This is a genomic window from Amycolatopsis sp. NPDC104775, assembly GCF_055583325.1.
Genome location: NZ_JBVJOE010000001.1, coordinates 1,205,366 through 1,222,719, shown reverse-complemented (window position 1 = coordinate 1,222,719; position 17,354 = coordinate 1,205,366). Strand labels below are relative to the sequence as shown.

The window sequence follows — 17,354 nt, the reverse complement described above, 5'->3', positions numbered from 1 at the left end:
GAGCTTCGCTGTGCCCGAAATCGGGATCGTCGGCGGCGGAATCGGCGGCCTCGCCGCTGCCGTCGCCCTGCGGAAGGCCGGATTCTCGCCGATCGTGCACGAACAGGCGGCCGGATTCGGCCGCGTCGGCGCGGACATCAACCTCACTCCCAACGCCGTCCGCGCCCTCGACGGCCTCGGCGTCGGCGACGAACTGCGTGAAACCGCGGCACGGCCGAAGTACCGGATCAGCCGCACCTGGGACACCGGCGAGGAGACCTCTCGGCTGCCGATGGGCGACGAGGCCGAACGCCGCTACGGCTCGCCGCAGCTCACGATGCACCGCGCGGATCTGCTGTCCGCCTTGGAACGCGCGCTGCCCGAGGGTGTAGTCCGCTTGGGACACAAGCTGACCGGACTGTCCACAACGGACCGGGTCGAACTGGAATTCGGTTCTTCGAGCGTTCCGGCGGACGCGGTGATCGGAGCCGACGGCATCCACTCCGCTGTCCGCACCGCGTTGTTCGGCGCGGAACACCCGGAGTTCACCGGCGTCGTCGCCTACCGTGCCGTGCTGCCCGCGGGCTCGGTGGACGTGCCGAACCTGGACTGTTTCACCAAATGGTGGGGTCCGGATCCGGACACGCAACTGGTGACGTTCCCGCTCAACCGCGGCGAGGACGTCTTCGTCTTCGCCACGACCCGGCAAAGCCAATGGCGGCACGAATCCTGGACCACGCCGGGCGATGTCGACGAACTGCGCGAGGCGTACCGCGGTTTTCACCCCGAAGCCCGGGCCTTGCTGGAGGCGTGCGATTCGGTGCTGCAATCGGCGCTGTACGTGCGCGATCCGCTGCCGAACTGGTCGTCCGGCCCGGTGACGCTGCTGGGCGACGCGTGCCACCCGATGATGCCGTTCATGGCGCAAGGCGCGGGAATGGCCATTGAGGACAGTGTGGTCCTGGCACGGGCGCTGGCGGCGTACCCGAACACTGAGGTCGCGCTGAAGGCGTACCAGGCAGCGAGGCTGGACCGGACGCGCGAGGTGCAGCTGGCGTCGCGGGGCAACAGCTGGCTCAAGCAGAGCGGGACGAGTTCGGCCGCCGCGGACGCGATCTACGGGTACGATGCCTGGCACACTCCGGTGTGATCCAGGTCATATCCAGAGGTGCGGGTGGCGTGTCTGATCGGGACGGTGCCGTTCGACGCGTAGGTGAACAGGCACCATCCCGAACCAGGAGTTGATCCCCATGCGCACCCTCATCGCCACCGCGTTCGTGTCCCTCGACGGCGTCGTCGAAGCCCCCGGCGGCGAGCCTGGCTACCGCAACGCCGGCTGGACGTTCAAGGACATCGAGTTCGACCCCGCCGCCTACGCGCTCAAGGGGGCCGAGCAGGAGGAAGCGACCGCGCTGCTGCTCGGGCGCGTCAGCTACGAGGCGTTCTCGCCGGTGTGGCCGGACATGACCGAGGAATTCCCGCACTACAAGGTGATGCCGAAATACGTCGTGTCGACCACGCTGCGCGACGAGGACCTCGTGACGAACTGGGGCGAGACGACCATTCTCCGCTCGCTCGACGACGTGGCGGCGTTGAAGGAGACCGAAGGCGGCCCGATCATCGTCAACGGCAGCGCGACGCTGGTCCGCGATCTCACCGACGCCGGGCTGGTCGACCGGCTGCACCTGCTGGTCTTCCCGGTCCTGCTCGGCGCCGGGAAGCGGCTGTTCAGCGAAACCGACAAGGAGAAGCAGCCGCTGAAGCTGATCGAGAGCGAAGCCTATTCGAACGGGATTCAGAAGCAGATCTTCGAATTCGTCCGCTGAACGGAGCGGCGGCGCAGTTCGCCGACCAGCACGGTCACGGCCGCGGCGAGGTAGACCGCCTGCATGGCAGTGCGCCAGAGCAGGTGGTCCCACCACGGAAGGTTTGCGCCGGTCAGCGCCCAGTGGACGTTGGCCGGGAACATCGCCGCGAGCAGCAAGGCGAGCCCGCCCGCGGCGACCGGTCTCGTGCGCGGGATCAGCAGTCCGATCGCGCCGGCCCATTCGGCCAGCCCGGTGAGCGTGACGAGCAGCGCGGGGGCGGGCAGCCACGGCGGCACCATCGCCACCAAGTCCGTGCGCCGGAACGCGAAATGCGCCAACCCGGTCAGCAGGAACATCGCCGCGAGGCCGAGGCGCACCGCGGGCAGCAGCGGGGCGGCGGCCCTGCCCCGGACGAGAAAGACGACGAACGCGACGACGCTGACCGCGACGAGCGTGACAAGCGGTTCCATGGTTCCTCCGTGAATCTTTCCAGTGACTAGATCGAGGCTAGCCGGTCTATCTAGTCGCTGACAAGTTCATGGCATACTCGGGGCATGGCACGGCGTTATCACCACGGCGATCTGCGGCAGGCGGTGCTGACCGCGGCCGTCGAGGTGCTCGGCGAATCCGGCCCGGCCGCGGTCAACCTGCGCGACCTGGCCCGCCGGGTCGGCGTCTCGCACGCGGCCCCCGCGCACCACTTCGGCGATCGCACCGGGCTGCTCACCGCTGTGGCCGCGCAGGGGTTCGACCTGCTCGCGGACACGCTCGAGGAAATGTCGCCCACGGCGGACCTGACCGAGGCCGGAGTCGCCTACGTTTCGTTCGCGGTCACGCACCGGGCGCATTTCGAGGTGATGTTCCGCGCGGACCTGCTCCACGGCGACGCCCCGGACCTGCGGGCCGCGCAGGAGCGCAGCCGCCAGGCCTTGGACGCGGCGATCGCCGGGTTCCGCGACGGAAGCGCCGACCCGGTGGTCGCCGGCGCGGCGGCCTGGTCGCTCGTGCACGGATTCGCGACGCTGTGGCTGCAGCGGGCGCTGCCGGCGGCCCTCGGCGAAGACGTGCAGGCGGCCGCCCGCGCGGTAGCGGAACTGCTTGTCCGAGGCGTGAATCCACCGCGGGACTGACCCCGCGCAGCGGGTCCGCCGTCCGGGTGACGGCCGGAACCGCGGCCCGCCCGGAGCCGTCTCATCGCCGACTTTCCCGGATCGGATGCCTGCGGTCCGGACGGCTGACATACTGGTGCGCGCGTCCGTTGAGGACGCCCGCTGGGAGGTGGACTGGGGTGAGTTCGCACCGGGTTTCGGACTGGGCAGACGTCCGTGCGCTGCACCGGAAACAGGCCATGCAGACGCATCGGTCCGGACGGCCGGAGACGGCGGATTCCGTGCGGGGCCCGTCCGGGGCGGGCACCGCCGAGATCGTCGCCGACACCGGCGTCATCGAGCTGGATCCGGCCGAGATCGCGGCGGCCGACGCGGAGCTGGAGAAGCGCGAGCAGGAGCTGGCCGCCTGTCTCGAACAGGCCAAACAGCTCACGCATCCGCTCAAGGACGGCACCAGCCCGGTCTCCGCGCACCTGAGGAAGGCGTTCGGCGTGCGCGGATCCGCCGACGGCGGTGCGCAGGCGATCCTGCAGCAGTACCTCGATGAGCTGTCGTCCTTGCGCGAGGCCATCCGCCAGGCGAGCGCGGGCCACGTCCAGCAGGAAAGCGACGCGAAGGATTCGCTCGACGCGCTGAACCGCCGCGCGGGCGACGGGGGAGGGGCACCGGCATGAGCCGGACACCGGGCTACGAACGGCTGCCGTACGAGAAGCACCGCAAGCACCGGTTGTGGAGCGAGGACCACCCGCCCACCGCCGCGCAGCGCCGGGTCCTGCGGCGCACGAAACTCGCTCAGCGGGCCAATCTGACGGACGCGTCCTTCGGCAAGATCAACTGGAACGCCTGGGCGCACACCACGCTCTACGACATGATCATGACCGCGGATCCGGTCGCCATGGGAGCGTCCGCGCACCAGTGGGGGAAGCTCGCCTACGACGTCGACTCGGCGACCGCCGCGGTGCACAAAACCGTGCAGAAGCTGCTGCTGTCCTGGCGCGGCGGCGCGGCCGGGAACGCGGCGCAGTCGGCGTCGAAGCTGACGTCCTGGGGCGCGGGCGCGAGCGAGACGATGCGCGCGGTCGGCGACAAGCTCGACCACTACACGAGCGCGGTCGAAACGGCGAAGCACAAGATGCCGGAACCGGTGTTCTACGCGGCGGAAAACCAGTTCCGCGAAGGCTACGACCTCAACGCGGCCAGCGGTCCCAGCGGAGCGGTGATGGTTGATCAGCTTCTCGACGACCATCTGCCCGCCAAACGCGCCGCGTCGCACGCGAAGGCCGAGGCTGTGCGCGTCATGGAAAGCTACGAGACGTCGAGCAAGGGCGTGCACGACAAGCTGCCGCATTTCACTGACGCGCCAGCGGTGACGAACATCGATCCGGACAGGCGGGCGCGCGACTCCCGGTCCGGCGGGGGTTCTGGGGGTTCTGAAGGTTCTGGGGGTTCTGGGAGCTTCGGGGGTTTCGATCGTTCGGGCAGTTCCGCCACCACGGCCGCGTCCGCGCTGGAGAGCGGGCTGCTGCCAGGGGCGGGTGGAACCGCCGGAATGCCGGGAGCGCCCGGCGGCGGACTGGGCAGTGCGCTCGGCTCCGGAACGGGCGGCGGCAGCGGAAGCTCGCTGCCGGGCGGGCTGCTGGGCGGCGGTTCGACCGGGTCCGGCGGCGCGGTGGCCGGTGCGGCTGGTGCGGCCGGGGCCGCGGCGGGTGCGCGCGGCGGCAGTCCGATGTCCGGTGGATTTTTCCCGCCGATGGCGGGGCAGCGCGGCGAAGGCTCCGAAGACCACCAGAACCGCTACACCAAAGGCAGCGCCTTCGATTTCCTCGAGGATTTGCCGGACGCGTACCCGCCCGTGCTGGGCGAGTGAGGCGGGATGGCCAGACACCTCCCGCAGGTCGACGGGGTAGCGCTCTCGCATCTCGAATTCGATCTGCTGTGGTCGGATTTCGACCTCGGCCCGATGCCGTATCCGCTGGACGTCCCGTCGCACGGCGCCACGATGGACGACCGCGACCAGCTCGGCGCCCAGGTCGCGGAAAGCCTCGCCGCGGCCGGGTTGCTCGACGACGAGGACGAACCGCACCCGCGGCTCGGCCAGGCGTTCGCGGTGCTGGCCGAGCCGGTGTTTTCGGTCGACCTGCTGGTGTTCCGGGATCCGCCGCTGCGCGCGCTGGCCGCGGCCGGGCGCAAACTGGGCGTGCTGGCCGTTCTCGACGCGGGCGAACTCGCGTTGCGGCCGTGCCTGCCCGACGACGTCCCGCAGCTGGCCGCGAGCGTCGTGGGCCCTGCCGAACCCGGGCCAGGCAATGCGGTGCGCTTGCCGCGTGAGACGTTTTCCGAGGCGATGCAAGCGTTTGCGGACAACGGGCACGGGGCGTTCGAGCGGGTGCTCGGCCGGGCCGGTCTCGCCGGACGCGACCTGCGCGCGATTTCGACGCTGGTCACCACGCCGCGCGTCGCGTACGGCCAGTTCGCGGTCAACGGCCCGGGCGGCCGTTCGCCGGTAGTCGCTTGGTACGACACGGAAGCCGGCCGGTACGGCGCGATCGTGCGTGAGTCCGCGGGCACGAAATGGGTCACGCTCGCACCCGCTGACCACGCGTGGCTCGCCGACCGGATGCAGGAACTCGGACGCGGGGTGTCGTCCGATCGGGGGACTCGGGAACCGGAACGCGAAGGGTTCCGTCTCACTTAGGGCAGCGGCGAAGCGCCCTGCTGGATGGGGGCAGGAAATGAGCAAGTTGTCGGCCGAGGAGATCGCCCAGCACGCGTACCGGGCCGGGTTCCGCGGGCAGGCGCTGACCACGGCGGTCGCGGTGGCGCTGGCGGAATCGGGCGGGAACACCCGGGCGCACAACGGCACGCCGCCGGACAACTCGTACGGGCTGTGGCAGGTCAACATGCTCGGCTCGCTCGGGCCCGCCCGCCGCCACGAGTTCCACCTGCACTCCAACGACGAACTGTTCAACGCGGACGAAAACGCCAAGGCGGCCTGGGCGATTTCGGGGCACGGCAAGAGCTTCCAGCCGTGGTCCACCTATACCAACGGCGCGTACAAGAGCCACCTCGCCGCCGCGCGCAAGGCCGCCGAGGACGTCACGCGCCACCACGGCAAGGGCGGGGGCCATCCGCACGAACCCGAGCACCACCCGCACAAACCGCACCACAGCAAGGGCGGCAAGGACGGCGGGTTCAAGGCCGATCTCGAACAGTTCCTCGCCTACGAGCGCACCACCGAGCACGTCGCGAACGAACTGGTGTCGGTCGGCCGGAAAACGGTGCACCGGGTCACCGGGATCGCCAAGGACAGCTTCGGGAAGGTCGGCCAGGAAACCGGATTCTCCGACGCGCTGGGGGATTTCAGCCGTTCGCTGGAATCGCAGGTGCGGGCCACCGGAGCGCACGCGCGCACGCTGAGCGCCTCGGTGTTCCGGGCGCGGCAGGCGTACGCGGGCGCCGATTCCGACGCCCGCGCGGCGATCAGCGCACACGACATCAAGGGCATTCTGGGCTGAGGGGGAATCCGTGCTGGACACCGCAGGGGTCGCGACGCTGTTCGCGGACGAGATGAAAACGCACCACGGCAAGCTTCAAGGCAAGGCCGCGGATTCGCAGGCCGCGCAACACGCGCTGCAGCAGGCCGCGCACGAGATCACCGCGCAGTACGAGGCGCAGCGCAAAGCCGCGCACGCGCTGCTGAACACCTGGCACAGCAAGGCGAATCCAGCCTTCGAACACGACACCGACAAGTTCGGCCGCGATCTCAAGATCACCGCGCAGGCGAGCACGCACGGGGCCAAAGTGGTCAGCGAGGTCACCGACGCGCTCGCCGGGCGGCACCAGGCCACCGGCAAGCTGATCGACGAGTTCGTCGCGAAGGCGCGCAAGATCATCGACGCCGGATACGTCCTGGCTCGCAACGGAAGCCCGGCCGCCCTGCTGATGGCGATCGGCGACGTGGCCGACCTGGCGGGCAAATACCTCAAGGAATCCGGCGGGCACTTGAAGAACGCCCGCGCGGAAATGGAAGAGGCGGCCCGCAAGCTGCGCGCGCTGCAGAAGGACCTGAATCACGACGGCGTCGCCGACCCGGGCGGAACGCACCCCGCCAAGCCCGGCGATCACAGCAAGCAAGAACAGCACAAGAAGCACGAAGCACACAAAAAGCACGTGCAGCACCACGGCGGCACACACCCGAGCCACAGCAAGAAGGTCGACCAGATCCTCGACCACGCGCGGCACAACCTCGGCTACCACGAGGGCCCGAACAACCGGAACAAATGGGGCCCGACCGGACAGCCGTGGTGCGCGTACTTCGCGACGTCTATGTGGCGTTCGGCCGGGGTGGACATCCCGAAGTACGGCTTCACCGGCGACGTCTACAAATGGGGCGAGCGCCACCACCTCGCCTACGACCGCGCCGCCCTCGCCCACGACGCCCGCCCCGGCGACACCATCCTGTTCGGCGACGGCCCGTCGTGGGGGCACAGCCACCACATCGGAATCATCGAAAAGGTCGAGGGCAACAAGATCACCACGATCGAAGGCAATGCGAACGACCAGGTCGAGCGCCTGACCTACACGCTGCCGCGAGACCTGCACAAGTTCTACGGCGGGGTGCACCCGAAGTGACCATCACCGGCACCGCACGACACGCCGGAGTGACAGTGGAGGTCGCCCCCGGCGGAGCCCTGCGCACCCTGGAACTCACCGCAGAAGCCCTGCGCAGCGGCGGCCCCCGACTGGCGGACTCGATCCTGCGCGCAGTCCGCGAGGCGGCCGCCGAGGCGAACGAACGAGCCCGCCACGCCCTGGAAACCGAACTGGGCGATCTCGGTGGCTCCGAGCTGAGCCGTCTCGGCCTGGGGTCGGAGAAGGACCTGGCCGAGCGCGCCGAGGACACCACACCGGACACGTGGAGGGTGTGATGGTGGAGGCGCAGTGGGGATCTGGCCCGCTCGACGGCTGGCGTGCGGACGGCGGTGGGAGTGGTGAGTTCGGCGGCGTCGGCGGGCCAGGGGCGTGGGATGCGTCCGGTAACTGGCACGCGGACAGCAGCGCGAGCGGCGAGTCCGGCGGCGTCGGTGGGTCGGGGGCGTGGCATGCGCCCGCCGGTCGGCGCGCGGACAGCGGCGCGAGTGGTGAGCCCGGTAACGACGGCGGATCAGGGGCGTGGCATACGCCCGGTAGTGGGCGCGCGGACAGCGGCGCGCGTGGTGAGTTTGGCCGCGTTGGCGGATCCGGGGTTTCGGATGCGTCCGATACGTGGCGTGCTGGCGGTGCCGCCAGTGGCGAGTCCGGCGGCAACGGCGGACCAGAGCCGTGGGATGCGTCCGGTGGTGGGCACGCGGACAGCAGCGCGAGCGGCGAGTCCGGCGGTGTCGGTGGATCCGGGGTTTCGGATGCGTCCGGCAAGTGGCATGCGGACGGCGGCGGAAGTGACGAGTTCAGCAGCGACGGCAGGCCAGAGCCGTGGCGTGCGCCCGACAGGAACCCACCTGGCCCGGCGTCCGAGAAGCGACCCTCAGCCGGGCACCCGGACCCGTCCGGGCAGTTCGCGACCGAAGAGCCCAAAGCTTCGGACGAGGATCGCGAGGCAGCCGATTCCGCCATTCCAGCCGATTCCGCCGGGGACGAGCGAGGCATCGACGAGCTGATCGAGATCGCCGAGGAAATCCCGGAGCAGCTAGGCTTGTCCGCGGGCCTCGCGGCGATCCGCGCGACCGCCAGCGGCGAGAACCTGAGCGTCACGGTGGACGTGCACGGCATGCTCGTCCACCTGGACATCGGCGAAGCCGCCCTCGAACTGGGCCCGGCCGCACTCGCCGCGGAGATCTCGAGACTCAGCACCGAGGCCGGGACGAAGGCCTTGCTCCAGGGAATGCGAGCCGTCCGCGCAGGATGCGTCCCCGCAGTCGCGGCGGCTGTCGAAGACGTGTTGTCCCTGGACGACGTCCCGGAGACGGAACCGCCCGCAGCACCGAAACCCGCGCAGGAAGCGCCACGCGAGCCTGCCCCAGCACCGGTTTCGCGCCGCCCGGCTCCGGTCGACGACGAGGAGGAAGGGTTCGTGCTCAAACCGGTCAAGGACTGAACCATCCGCGAGGGTCGCGGGCCTGCGCGCTGCGGCAGTACGTCGCGGCGTGGCGTTGTCAGCACCGGACCTCGCGCGCCGCTGGCAGCGCGGCGTATTCCGCCTGGACATCTCTCCGAGCTCGCCGGTAGGCATGCGCTCTGCCGCGGGTGCATCTCCGAGCCCTGTTCGCAGCGCACCTTGGCGCATCCCGGCTAGGCATGTCGTCAAGTCCGCCTGCGTCCCCCAAGCCCACCGCTAGCAGCTCACCCCGGCAGGCCCGCGAACCGCCGCTGACGTCGGAAGCCACCCGTCCAGAGTGCGTTCCCGCGCACACCGGTCCTCCCGCCCGGCGCGTTCCCGAGCGCCCGCCCGCGCCCGATGCCATCCTGGGTGGCATGACCCACTACGCATTGACCCACGCCGTGGCCGTCGCGACCGATCTCGAGGCCAAGGGGTTCCTCGGCACGGTCGGCAAAATCGCCGCGGCGACCATCATCTTCTTCATCGCGATCGGCCTGATCGTCGGGCTCATTCTCGGCTACTTCATCGGCCGTTCGGTGGGCCGGCGCCAGGGCAGCGGCGGCTGATCGGGTTAACCCGCCTGTCCGGAACGGGACAGAACCTCGCGCGGGGCTTCACCGGCGACCGCGCGGGTTCCTATTCTGGGCGGAAATTCACCCTGCCGAGGGGACGAGTCCATGCGGACCGTGCTCGTAGTGCTGCTCGTGTTCGCCTCGTTGACCGTCCCGCGCGCGGTGACTGCCGTCTGCGCGCTTTCGTGCGACACCCTCGACCCGTCGCGGGCAGCGCAGGAGAGTTTTCCCTTGCCGGACAAGGACATCAACGGCCGGGTGCTGCGGCTGCACGTCTCCGACCAGGACGGGATGGCTTGGGCCAGCATCGACAACGGCCGCACCGGCGACGCCGTATGGCTCGACCGGTCCTGGGACGGCGGCCGCACCTGGGACGGCCTGCTGGGCAAGGCGAGCATCCCAGACACGTGGACCGGCACCCGCACGCTCATGTACAACCGCACCGACCCGGTCGGCCACCGCCGCGGCCTGCTCCGCGCCTGCGGGGACGCGCAAGCGGTCGCGTGCACGGCCTGGATCTACCCGACCGTCTGCGATGCCGCCTGCGACGGCTCCGCGCCCGGCGCCGGCGACAACCAGCCGGTGCCGGGCGCGACGATTTTCGGCCGGTCCGTCCGGCTCCACTTCGACGATCGGGCGATGGCCTGGGCCAGCATCGATTCCGGCGGCCCCGGCGACGAAATCTGGCTGGACCGCTCATGGGACGAGGGCGCGACCTGGCCCGACGGTTCCTCTCTCGGCCGCACGAGCGTCCCCGCCGGTGCGACCGCGACACAGACCGCGACCTTCGCCGCGAAAGATCCACGCGGACGGATGAACGGCGGTGCCGTGCGGGCGTGCGGCCGGGAGGCCGCGCACCAGGAGGGTGCCTGCACCGAGTGGGCACGTCCCGGGCCCTCGCGGGTCGCCGCTAGTGTCGACGCATTGCTGTGGTCACAAGATATTTACCGCGCTTGGTGGCCGTCGAGCTGGTGGAATTCGGCTGTCGCGGTGACCGCGTTGGCGGATTCCGGAGTGTCCGGCGTGGAGCCGGTACTGGCCCGGGTCTTCGACGTGAACCGGTCCGCGTTCCCCGCTGGAGAACGCAGTTCTGACCCGATCGACGGCGATTTCCTCAGCCGGGCGATCGACGACTCCGCTTGGTGGGGGCTGGCCTGGCTCGCGGCATACGACCGCACGCACGAGGCCCGCTATCTCGCCGAGGCCACGAAAATCGGCGATTACGTGCACGGTTTCTGGGACCCCAGCACTTGCGGCGGGGGAGTCTGGTGGGATCGTGAGCGGACCTACAAAAACGCCGTCACCAGCGGTCTGTATCTACGCCTCGCTGCCGCGTTGCACCTCCGCCTCGCTGATGACACCGAATGGCTGGCTCGCGCTCGTACAGCAGGGGATTGGTACCTGCGGAGCGGCCTGATCAATTCGGCCGGTCTGGTCAACGACGGTCTCACCTCAGGCTGTGCGAACAACGGCCAGACCGTCTGGACTTACAACCAGGGGCTAGCCATCGGCGGTTTCACCGAACTCTGGCGGGCGACCGGCGATCAGTCCTATCTGGACGCTGCCAGGCGGCTGGCGGACGTGGCAATGACCGGACTCACGTCCGACGGCATTCTGGCTGAATCCTGTGACAGCGGCTCGTGTGATGACAATCAGAAACAATTCAAAGGAATTTTTCTGCGTTATTTCGGTGATCTCGCGGCGGCTTCCGGTGACCAGAAATACCGGGATTTCGTGCGGCAGCAGGCGGATTCGATCTGGCTGCGAGACCGGGACTCGCTGAACCGGATCGGCGAGCGATGGGCTGGAGGGACCCCGAACGCGGTGGATTGGCGGACTCAGGCGTCTGGACTGGAAGCGTTGATCGCTGCCGCCGCGCAGTAGGGGCGGCCGGAATGCTGCGTGGGTGCCGGGTATGGGACGTGCGTGATGCCGCGCTGGCTCCTGCCGCCGCTGATCCGGCGGTTGCGTCCTGCGGCCCCGGCGGACGAGGCTGCGTTAGCAAGGCGAGTTGGCTCGAGGGTGCCGGGTTGCTGGTGACCAGCATGGGTCCGCGGCCGCCGGAGAGGGCCGGAATGGATGCGCTGCCCCGTCCGGACGACCAGGTTCACGACCCGTTGCGCCACACCCGCCGGATGGAGAGGGTGTCGCCGATGGTGACCGTCGGGTCGCCGTCGACCAGCACCAGGTCCGCGCGGAGACCCGGCTTGATGCGGCCGCGGTCGGGCAGTCCGAAGTGGTGCGCAGGGGCGGAGGTCGCTGCTCGCAGGGCTTCGGCCGGAGTGAATCCCGCCGTGGTCAGGAGGCGAAGTTCGTCGTGCAGGCTTGCCCCGTGGGCCATGCCAGGTGCGCCGAGGTGCGCGGCGTCCGTGCCCGCGAGAATGCTGACCCCGGCGTTCTTGAGTGCGGCCAACGTGTCCAGCGCGTAGTCGAAGTGCTCGCGGGGACTGGTGGCCATCGCTCCGGAGAGGTTGTCCCGCCATTCCGGGGTCAGCTTCGGAGAGACGCGCCGGTCCTCGGCGAGTCGACGGCCGGTGGGCTCGCCAGTGATCGACGCGATCACCGTCAGTGTGGGAATGACGAAAACGCCAGCAGCAGCGATTCTCTCGACCAACTCCGCGGTGTGCGGCCGATCGAAGAATAAGTGAGTGAGGCCGTCCACCCCAGCGTCGACGACCTCTTCGACGGTTTCGGCGGTCATCGCGTGTGCCAGCACCATTTTCCCGCGCCGGTGGCTTTCGCGAACCGTCGCGGCGACCAGTTCGGGGGCGAGGCGGGGCAGGGTGTCGCTTCCGAACAGGTGGCCGTCCTCTACCAGCACTTTGAGGTAGTCGGCGCCCTCGGCGATCCTGGCCTCGACGAATTCCGGTACTTCCTCCGGCCGGGTGGCAGTCGGCCAGGGCGGGTCGCCTTCGGTCTTCCTCAGCTGGTGCGGGTGCCCGCCCGCGGGGGTGAGCCCGATGGACGGAGAACGCACGTCGGCGAGGTCATTCGAGGTGGCGGCCTTGTGGCGCAACGGAATCATCTGGCGCGGCATCGAGAGCATGTCGAATTCGGTGGTGACTCCGAACGTCAATGCCTGGCGGAGCGACTCCGCGTCGGTGTGGGTGTGCGCGTCGATGAGCCCAGGCACCAAGGTCGCCCCGGAGCCGTCGATGAGGTCGGCCCCTTCGGGACGGTCGCCTCCGACGCTGGCGATCCTGCCCTCGGTGACTTCGACGTCCGCGATCCCGAGCGAGTTCTCGCCGTCGAAGACGCGCGCGCCGGTGATGACGAAGTGGTTCACGAAGGACTCCCGGCAGAGCGTGCGGTGGTGACTCCGGAACCGTAAGCGAGGGCGATTTTGGTGCCAAGAAGGCACTTTTCGGATAGCTGGTGAGGCCGAGGTGACCAGGTTGCCCTGCCCGCGCGGGCGGGACGGTCAGCTAGGCGGGCGCCTTCGGCACTAGCGCCGTCCTGGGTGCCGTCACCGCGGATCTGCCAGTTCTGCGCGGCGGAACCACGCGGTCGCTTGACTGGTTTCTGTCGTGCGGGGCAGCCGGTTCGGCATTTCCGGGGCACGGGGCGGGGTGGGGATCAGCCCGGGGGATGCGGGAGCCGCACGCCAGCGGGGTGCCTCCTCGGCCGCGTGTCAATGCGGCGATATCGCGGCGCGCGATCGAGCGTCGGGGCGGTGCTGGCCGGGCGTTCTGTGGCGGAGATGCCGAGCCGGGTCCGTCCGCCCAGTCGCGGCTGACGCTCGTCCGCGCAGGGTCGTGCCCCTTCGCACGGTCTCAGCACAGCCGCTCAACCTCGGCAAACACCTCTTGCCCGCGTGCCATGCGTGATGTATACATCTTGTTCATGAGCAGTGTACGACAGGCTGGGCGGGCCGGGTCCGCGCAGGACGTCACCTATCGGTTCCTCAAGCAGCGCATCGCCGAGCTGCCGCGCGACGGCGGGACGTTCCTCACCGAATCGGAGGTCGCCGAGGCGGCGGGGACGTCGCGGACCCCGGTGCGGGAGGCTTTGTTGCGGCTCGAGGCCGAGGGTTTCCTCGAGATCGTGCCGAAGAAGGGCGCGTTCGTGCCGCCGATCTCCGACGCGGAGGTGCGGGCGGTGATGGAGGCGCGCGAACTGGTCGAGGACTGGTGTGTCCGCAAGCTCGCCGAGCGCGTGGACGAGGCCTTCCTCGCCGAGCTGGACGGCCTGCTCGCGAAACAGCGCGACGTGGTCGGCGAGCCGGTGCGGTTCATCGAGTTCGACCGCGCGTTTCACCGGGCGATCGTGCGGCGGGCGGGGAATCCGGTGCTGGCCGAGTTCTACGAATCGTTGCGGGAGCGGCAGGTCCGGATGGGGCTGCGCGCGGTCGCGGGCAGCGAAACCCGTGCGGAGACGGTGCTCGCGGAGCACGCGGCGATCGTCGACGCGCTGCGGGGCGGCGAACCGGAAGCGGCGGGAGAAGCGCTGGCGAAGCACTTGTCCAGCACGATGACGGCGTTGCGGGTCGGGGAGCGGCTGTGAAGGTCGCGCTCGTGCAGCTGGCCAGCCCACCCGACGAGACCGCCGCGGACCGCCGGGTGCGGGCCGGGCAGCTGGTGGAGTCGGCGCGCGGAGCCGAGCTGGTCGTGCTTCCGGAGTTGTGGGCGGCTGGGTACTTCTCGTTCGACAAGTATCCGGACGAGGCGGAAACGCTGACCGGGCCGACGGTCGCGGCGGGGCGCGAATGGGCGCGAAGCCTTGGTGCGTATGTGCATCTGGGCAGCCTGGTCGAGCGTGACGAGGCTGGCCGGTTGTTCAACACCGCGGTGTTGCTCGCGCCGGACGGCACGATCGCGCATACCTATCGCAAGGTGCACGTCTTCGGATACGCCTCGCGGGAGGCGGAATTGCTGACGCCGGGGGATTCGCTCAGCGTCGCGGACACGAAGCTCGGCCCGATCGGGGCGACGACCTGTTACGACCTGAGGTTTCCCGAGTTGTGGCGCGGGCTGGTGGATCGCGGCGCGAAGACGGTCGTGGTCCCGGCCGCGTGGCCCGCGGCGCGGCGCGAGCACTGGCGGATGTTCACCTCGTGCCGTGCGGTGGAAGAGCAGGTCGTGGTGATCGCGGTCAACGCGGCCGGCACGCAGCATGGCGGAGTCGAGCTGGCCGGTACCAGCCGGATCGTCGATCCGTGGGGGACGGTGCTGGCTGAGGCGGGCTCCGGCGAGGAAGTGCTGCGCTGCGAAATAGACCAATCCATTGTGGACACGGTGCGGGCGGAATTCCCGGTGCTGGCCGATCGGCGGTGGCCGGTGTCCACGGCAGACTTCACGGGAGCGGGAGTATGAGCACGATTGCCCTGCACGTCGCGGGAACCGGGGAGGAGCTGGCGTTCGCCCCGGAGCGGCTGGTGGTGGCCGGGTACACCGGAAGCGACGAGGCCGCGGTCGAAGAGCACATCGCCGAACTGGCGGCGATCGGCGTGCCGAGGCCGGAATCGGTGCCCGCGTTCTACCGGCTGGACCCGGGATTGCTGACGACGGAGCCGGTGGTCGGGGTGGACTCGCCAGGGACCTCCGGCGAGGTCGAGCCGGTGCTGATCCGGCACCAGGGGCGGTATTTCCTCGGGGTCGGTTCCGATCACACCGACCGCGACCTGGAACGGGACGGCGTGGCACTGTCCAAAGCGGCCTGTCCGAAACCGCTCGGCGAGGTGGTCGCCGAGCTCGGGACCGCAGTGTCCATTCCGGACTGGGAGCACGTGGTCGCGGACTCCAGTGTGGACGGATGTCCGTATCAGAAGGGGGAGCTGGCCGCGCTGCGGCATCCGGCGGAGCTGCTCGACCGGCTCGGTCCGATCGAGGGTGATTTCGCGCTGTACTGCGGCACTTTGCCGTTGCTCGGCGGCGAATTCACCTACGGCGCGTACTGGCGCGTCCATCTCGAGCTGCCCGGCGGCCCGACCCTGACCCACGCGTACGAAACGAAACAGAGGAGCGAGTGATGCGCAGCGGAGCCGATTATCTGGCCGCACTGAAAGGCCCCCGGCGGATCTACCTCGACGGTGCGCCGGTCGAGGACGTCGCCCACCACCCGGCGTTCGCGCCGATCGCGAAGACCATCGCGGAACTGTTCGACCTCGCGGCCGCCCCGGAGTCCGGCATCGCGGTCACCGACCCGGCGACCGGGTCCACAGTGAACCGCCTGTTCACGCCGCCGCGCAGCCGAGAAGACCTCAAGGCCTACCGGGAAGCGGCGACCATCTGGGCGCGCCACACGCACGGCTGGGTCGGCCGCAGTCCGGACCACGTCGGTGCGTTCGTCGCGGCCTTCTCCGCGCATCCGGAGGCGTTCTCCCAAGGAGAGCGGGACTTTTCCGCCAACATCGCCGCCTACCACAAGCGTGTGCTGGAAGAGAACCTGTACGTCTCGTACGCGATCATCCCGCCGCAAGTCTCACGCGCGACCACGGCGCACGCTTGGGAAGGCGACTTGATCCAGGCGGGCGTCGCGGAGGAACGCGAGGACGGCATCGTGATCCGCGGTGCGCAGATGCTCGCGACCGGCGGTGCGGTGGCCGACGAGATCTTCGTGTCCTGCATCAAGCCGCTCGGGCCGGAGGACGCTGATTTCGCGCTCGGCTTCGCGGTTCCCGTTGACGCAGAAGGACTTAAGCTCTATTGCCGCCGTCCGTACGCACCAGCGGCTACGAGCGAATACGACTATCCGCTCACCTCGCGCTACGACGAAACCGACGCGCTGGTGGTCTTCGACGACGTCTTCATTCCGTGGGACCGAGTCTTCGTCTACCGTGACGTCGCGGGACTGCGGCGGCAGTTCTTCGACACTGGTGCGCACGTATTCGGCAACTGGCAGGCGCAGATCCGGTTCATGGTGAAAACGCAGTTCATCGCCGGGCTCGCCCGCAAGGTCGCCGCGGTCAACGGCGTCGACAAATTCCCCGGCGTGGTCGAGAAACTCGGCGAGCTGGCGAGTCTCGCGTCCATTGTGGAATCCGCGGTGCTGGCCGCCGAGTACACCGCCGAGCCGGACGAGAACGGCATGTGGCGGCCCGGCTCTCGCGCGGTGTACGGCGCGATGGGGCTGCAGGCCGAGCTGTACCCGCGGCTGCTGGCGATCCTGCGCGACCTGGTCGGCGGCGGGGTGCTGCAGGTGCCCTCCAGCGTCGCGGACCTGACCAATCCGGAGACCCGCGCCGATATCGACAAATACGTCCACAGCCCGTCCGCCCCCGCGGAGGAACGGGTGAAGCTGTTCAAGCTCGCCTGGGACGTCGTCGGCAGCGAATTCGCCGGACGCCACCACCAGTACGAGATGTTCTACGCCGGCGCGCCGTTCGTCGTGAAGGGTTACGCCTTCCGCAATTACGGCTTCGACGGCGCACTCGGCGACATCGACGCCTTCCTCTCCAGCTACGACCTCGACGGAGCAGTTTCCCGATGACCAAACCGGAACACGAATTCTTCCCGGTGACCGACGTCGCTTTCACGGTGTGCCCCGGCGACGACCCGAAGATCACCGAACGGATTCTCGCCAAGGACCCGGAAACCGGGGTCGCGACGCGGATCCTGCGCTACGAGCCGGGTGCCGATTCGACGCCGATGGGCGTGCAGAAACATGATTTCTGGGAGGAGGTCTACATTCTCGAGGGCTCGTTCACCGACCTCACGCTCGGCCGGACGTTCACCGCGGGAATGTACGCCTGCCGTCCGCCGGGCATGCCGCACGGCCCGTGGCGGACCGACGAGGGGGTCGTCACGTTCGAGGTCCGCTACCCCGCTTGACCCTCCACAAGGGAGAACCC

At 69.4% G+C, this 17,354-nt stretch carries 19 protein-coding genes; 17 read left to right on the top strand and 2 right to left on the bottom strand.

Annotation, left to right across the window (positions count from 1 at the left end; translation table 11 throughout):
* Window positions 1-10: 10 nt before the first annotated feature.
* Together ACZ63D_RS05295 and ACZ63D_RS05290 are read left to right on the top strand one after the other, a co-directional pair.
* Window positions 11-1,129, top strand: a complete 1,119-nt coding sequence (locus tag ACZ63D_RS05295) for an FAD-dependent monooxygenase (RefSeq protein ID WP_465353049.1) — start codon at window positions 11-13, stop codon at window positions 1,127-1,129.
* A 100-nt stretch (window positions 1,130-1,229) separates the two neighbouring features.
* Window positions 1,230-1,805, top strand: a complete 576-nt coding sequence (locus tag ACZ63D_RS05290) for a dihydrofolate reductase family protein (RefSeq protein WP_465353048.1) — start codon at window positions 1,230-1,232, stop codon at window positions 1,803-1,805.
* Here the strand turns inward: ACZ63D_RS05290 and ACZ63D_RS05285 are convergent.
* Window positions 1,775-2,257, bottom strand: coding sequence for a DoxX family protein (locus ACZ63D_RS05285; protein ID WP_465353047.1), 483 nt, complete (start codon window positions 2,255-2,257; stop codon window positions 1,775-1,777). The genes ACZ63D_RS05290 and ACZ63D_RS05285 overlap by 31 nt on opposite strands.
* Before the next feature lie 84 nt (window positions 2,258-2,341).
* On the opposite strand from ACZ63D_RS05285, the gene ACZ63D_RS05280 reads away from it, so the two are divergent.
* From ACZ63D_RS05280 to ACZ63D_RS05235, 10 genes are all read left to right on the top strand, one after another.
* Complete coding sequence (locus tag ACZ63D_RS05280) at window positions 2,342-2,917, top strand: TetR/AcrR family transcriptional regulator (RefSeq protein ID WP_465353046.1); 576 nt, start codon at window positions 2,342-2,344, stop codon at window positions 2,915-2,917.
* Window positions 2,918-3,075: 158 nt separating this feature from the next.
* Window positions 3,076-3,570 carry a hypothetical protein gene (locus tag ACZ63D_RS05275; RefSeq protein ID WP_465353045.1) on the top strand — a complete coding sequence of 165 codons (495 nt, stop codon included), beginning with the start codon at window positions 3,076-3,078 and terminating at the stop codon, window positions 3,568-3,570.
* On the top strand, window positions 3,567-4,763 hold the full coding sequence (locus tag ACZ63D_RS05270) for a WXG100 family type VII secretion target (protein WP_465353044.1): 1,197 nt from the start codon (window positions 3,567-3,569) through the stop codon (window positions 4,761-4,763). Before ACZ63D_RS05275 ends, ACZ63D_RS05270 begins: the two co-directional genes overlap by 4 nt.
* Window positions 4,764-4,769: 6 nt before the next feature.
* Window positions 4,770-5,591 (top strand): ESX secretion-associated protein EspG, encoded by an 822-nt coding sequence (locus ACZ63D_RS05265; protein WP_465353043.1) that lies wholly within the window; start codon window positions 4,770-4,772, stop codon window positions 5,589-5,591.
* Between the two features lie 37 nt (window positions 5,592-5,628).
* Window positions 5,629-6,411 carry a transglycosylase SLT domain-containing protein gene (locus tag ACZ63D_RS05260; protein WP_465353042.1) on the top strand — a complete coding sequence of 261 codons (783 nt, stop codon included), beginning with the start codon at window positions 5,629-5,631 and terminating at the stop codon, window positions 6,409-6,411.
* A 10-nt stretch (window positions 6,412-6,421) separates the two neighbouring features.
* Window positions 6,422-7,528: a CHAP domain-containing protein gene (locus tag ACZ63D_RS05255; protein WP_465353041.1), complete on the top strand. Its 1,107-nt coding sequence runs from the start codon at window positions 6,422-6,424 to the stop codon at window positions 7,526-7,528.
* Entirely contained in the window at window positions 7,525-7,824 is a 300-nt protein-coding gene (locus tag ACZ63D_RS05250) for a YbaB/EbfC family nucleoid-associated protein (protein WP_465353040.1), read from the top strand. The genes ACZ63D_RS05255 and ACZ63D_RS05250 overlap by 4 nt, the downstream gene beginning before the upstream one ends.
* A 764-nt stretch (window positions 7,825-8,588) precedes the next feature.
* The gene (locus ACZ63D_RS05245; RefSeq protein WP_465353039.1) at window positions 8,589-8,990 is read left to right on the top strand and encodes a hypothetical protein; all 402 of its coding nucleotides are present in this window, start codon (window positions 8,589-8,591) and stop codon (window positions 8,988-8,990) included.
* 377 nt (window positions 8,991-9,367) lie between these two features.
* The gene (locus tag ACZ63D_RS05240) at window positions 9,368-9,559 is read left to right on the top strand and encodes a hypothetical protein (protein WP_465353038.1); all 192 of its coding nucleotides are present in this window, start codon (window positions 9,368-9,370) and stop codon (window positions 9,557-9,559) included.
* Between the two features lie 111 nt (window positions 9,560-9,670).
* Window positions 9,671-11,449 carry a glycoside hydrolase family 76 protein gene (locus ACZ63D_RS05235; RefSeq protein WP_465353037.1) on the top strand — a complete coding sequence of 593 codons (1,779 nt, stop codon included), beginning with the start codon at window positions 9,671-9,673 and terminating at the stop codon, window positions 11,447-11,449.
* Window positions 11,450-11,672: 223 nt separating this feature from the next.
* Here the strand turns inward: ACZ63D_RS05235 and ACZ63D_RS05230 are convergent, their stop codons facing one another.
* Entirely contained in the window at window positions 11,673-12,851 is a 1,179-nt protein-coding gene (locus tag ACZ63D_RS05230) for an amidohydrolase family protein (RefSeq protein WP_465353036.1), read from the bottom strand.
* 557 nt (window positions 12,852-13,408) lie between these two features.
* Here ACZ63D_RS05230 and ACZ63D_RS05225 point away from each other — a divergent pair.
* From ACZ63D_RS05225 to ACZ63D_RS05205, 5 genes are read left to right on the top strand one after another with little or no spacing between them, the layout of a single operon-like run.
* Window positions 13,409-14,068 (top strand): GntR family transcriptional regulator, encoded by a 660-nt coding sequence (locus tag ACZ63D_RS05225; RefSeq protein ID WP_465353035.1) that lies wholly within the window; start codon window positions 13,409-13,411, stop codon window positions 14,066-14,068.
* Complete coding sequence (locus ACZ63D_RS05220; protein ID WP_465353034.1) at window positions 14,065-14,877, top strand: carbon-nitrogen family hydrolase; 813 nt, start codon at window positions 14,065-14,067, stop codon at window positions 14,875-14,877. Before ACZ63D_RS05225 ends, ACZ63D_RS05220 begins: the two co-directional genes overlap by 4 nt.
* On the top strand, window positions 14,874-15,533 hold the full coding sequence (locus ACZ63D_RS05215; RefSeq protein WP_465353033.1) for a DUF2848 family protein: 660 nt from the start codon (window positions 14,874-14,876) through the stop codon (window positions 15,531-15,533). The genes ACZ63D_RS05220 and ACZ63D_RS05215 overlap by 4 nt, the downstream gene beginning before the upstream one ends.
* A complete protein-coding gene (locus tag ACZ63D_RS05210; RefSeq protein ID WP_465353032.1) occupies window positions 15,533-16,993 on the top strand; it encodes a 4-hydroxyphenylacetate 3-hydroxylase family protein in 1,461 nt (486 codons plus the stop codon). Before ACZ63D_RS05215 ends, ACZ63D_RS05210 begins: the two co-directional genes overlap by 1 nt.
* Complete coding sequence (locus ACZ63D_RS05205; RefSeq protein ID WP_465353031.1) at window positions 16,990-17,334, top strand: cupin domain-containing protein; 345 nt, start codon at window positions 16,990-16,992, stop codon at window positions 17,332-17,334. Before ACZ63D_RS05210 ends, ACZ63D_RS05205 begins: the two co-directional genes overlap by 4 nt.
* Window positions 17,335-17,354 lie beyond the last annotated feature (20 nt).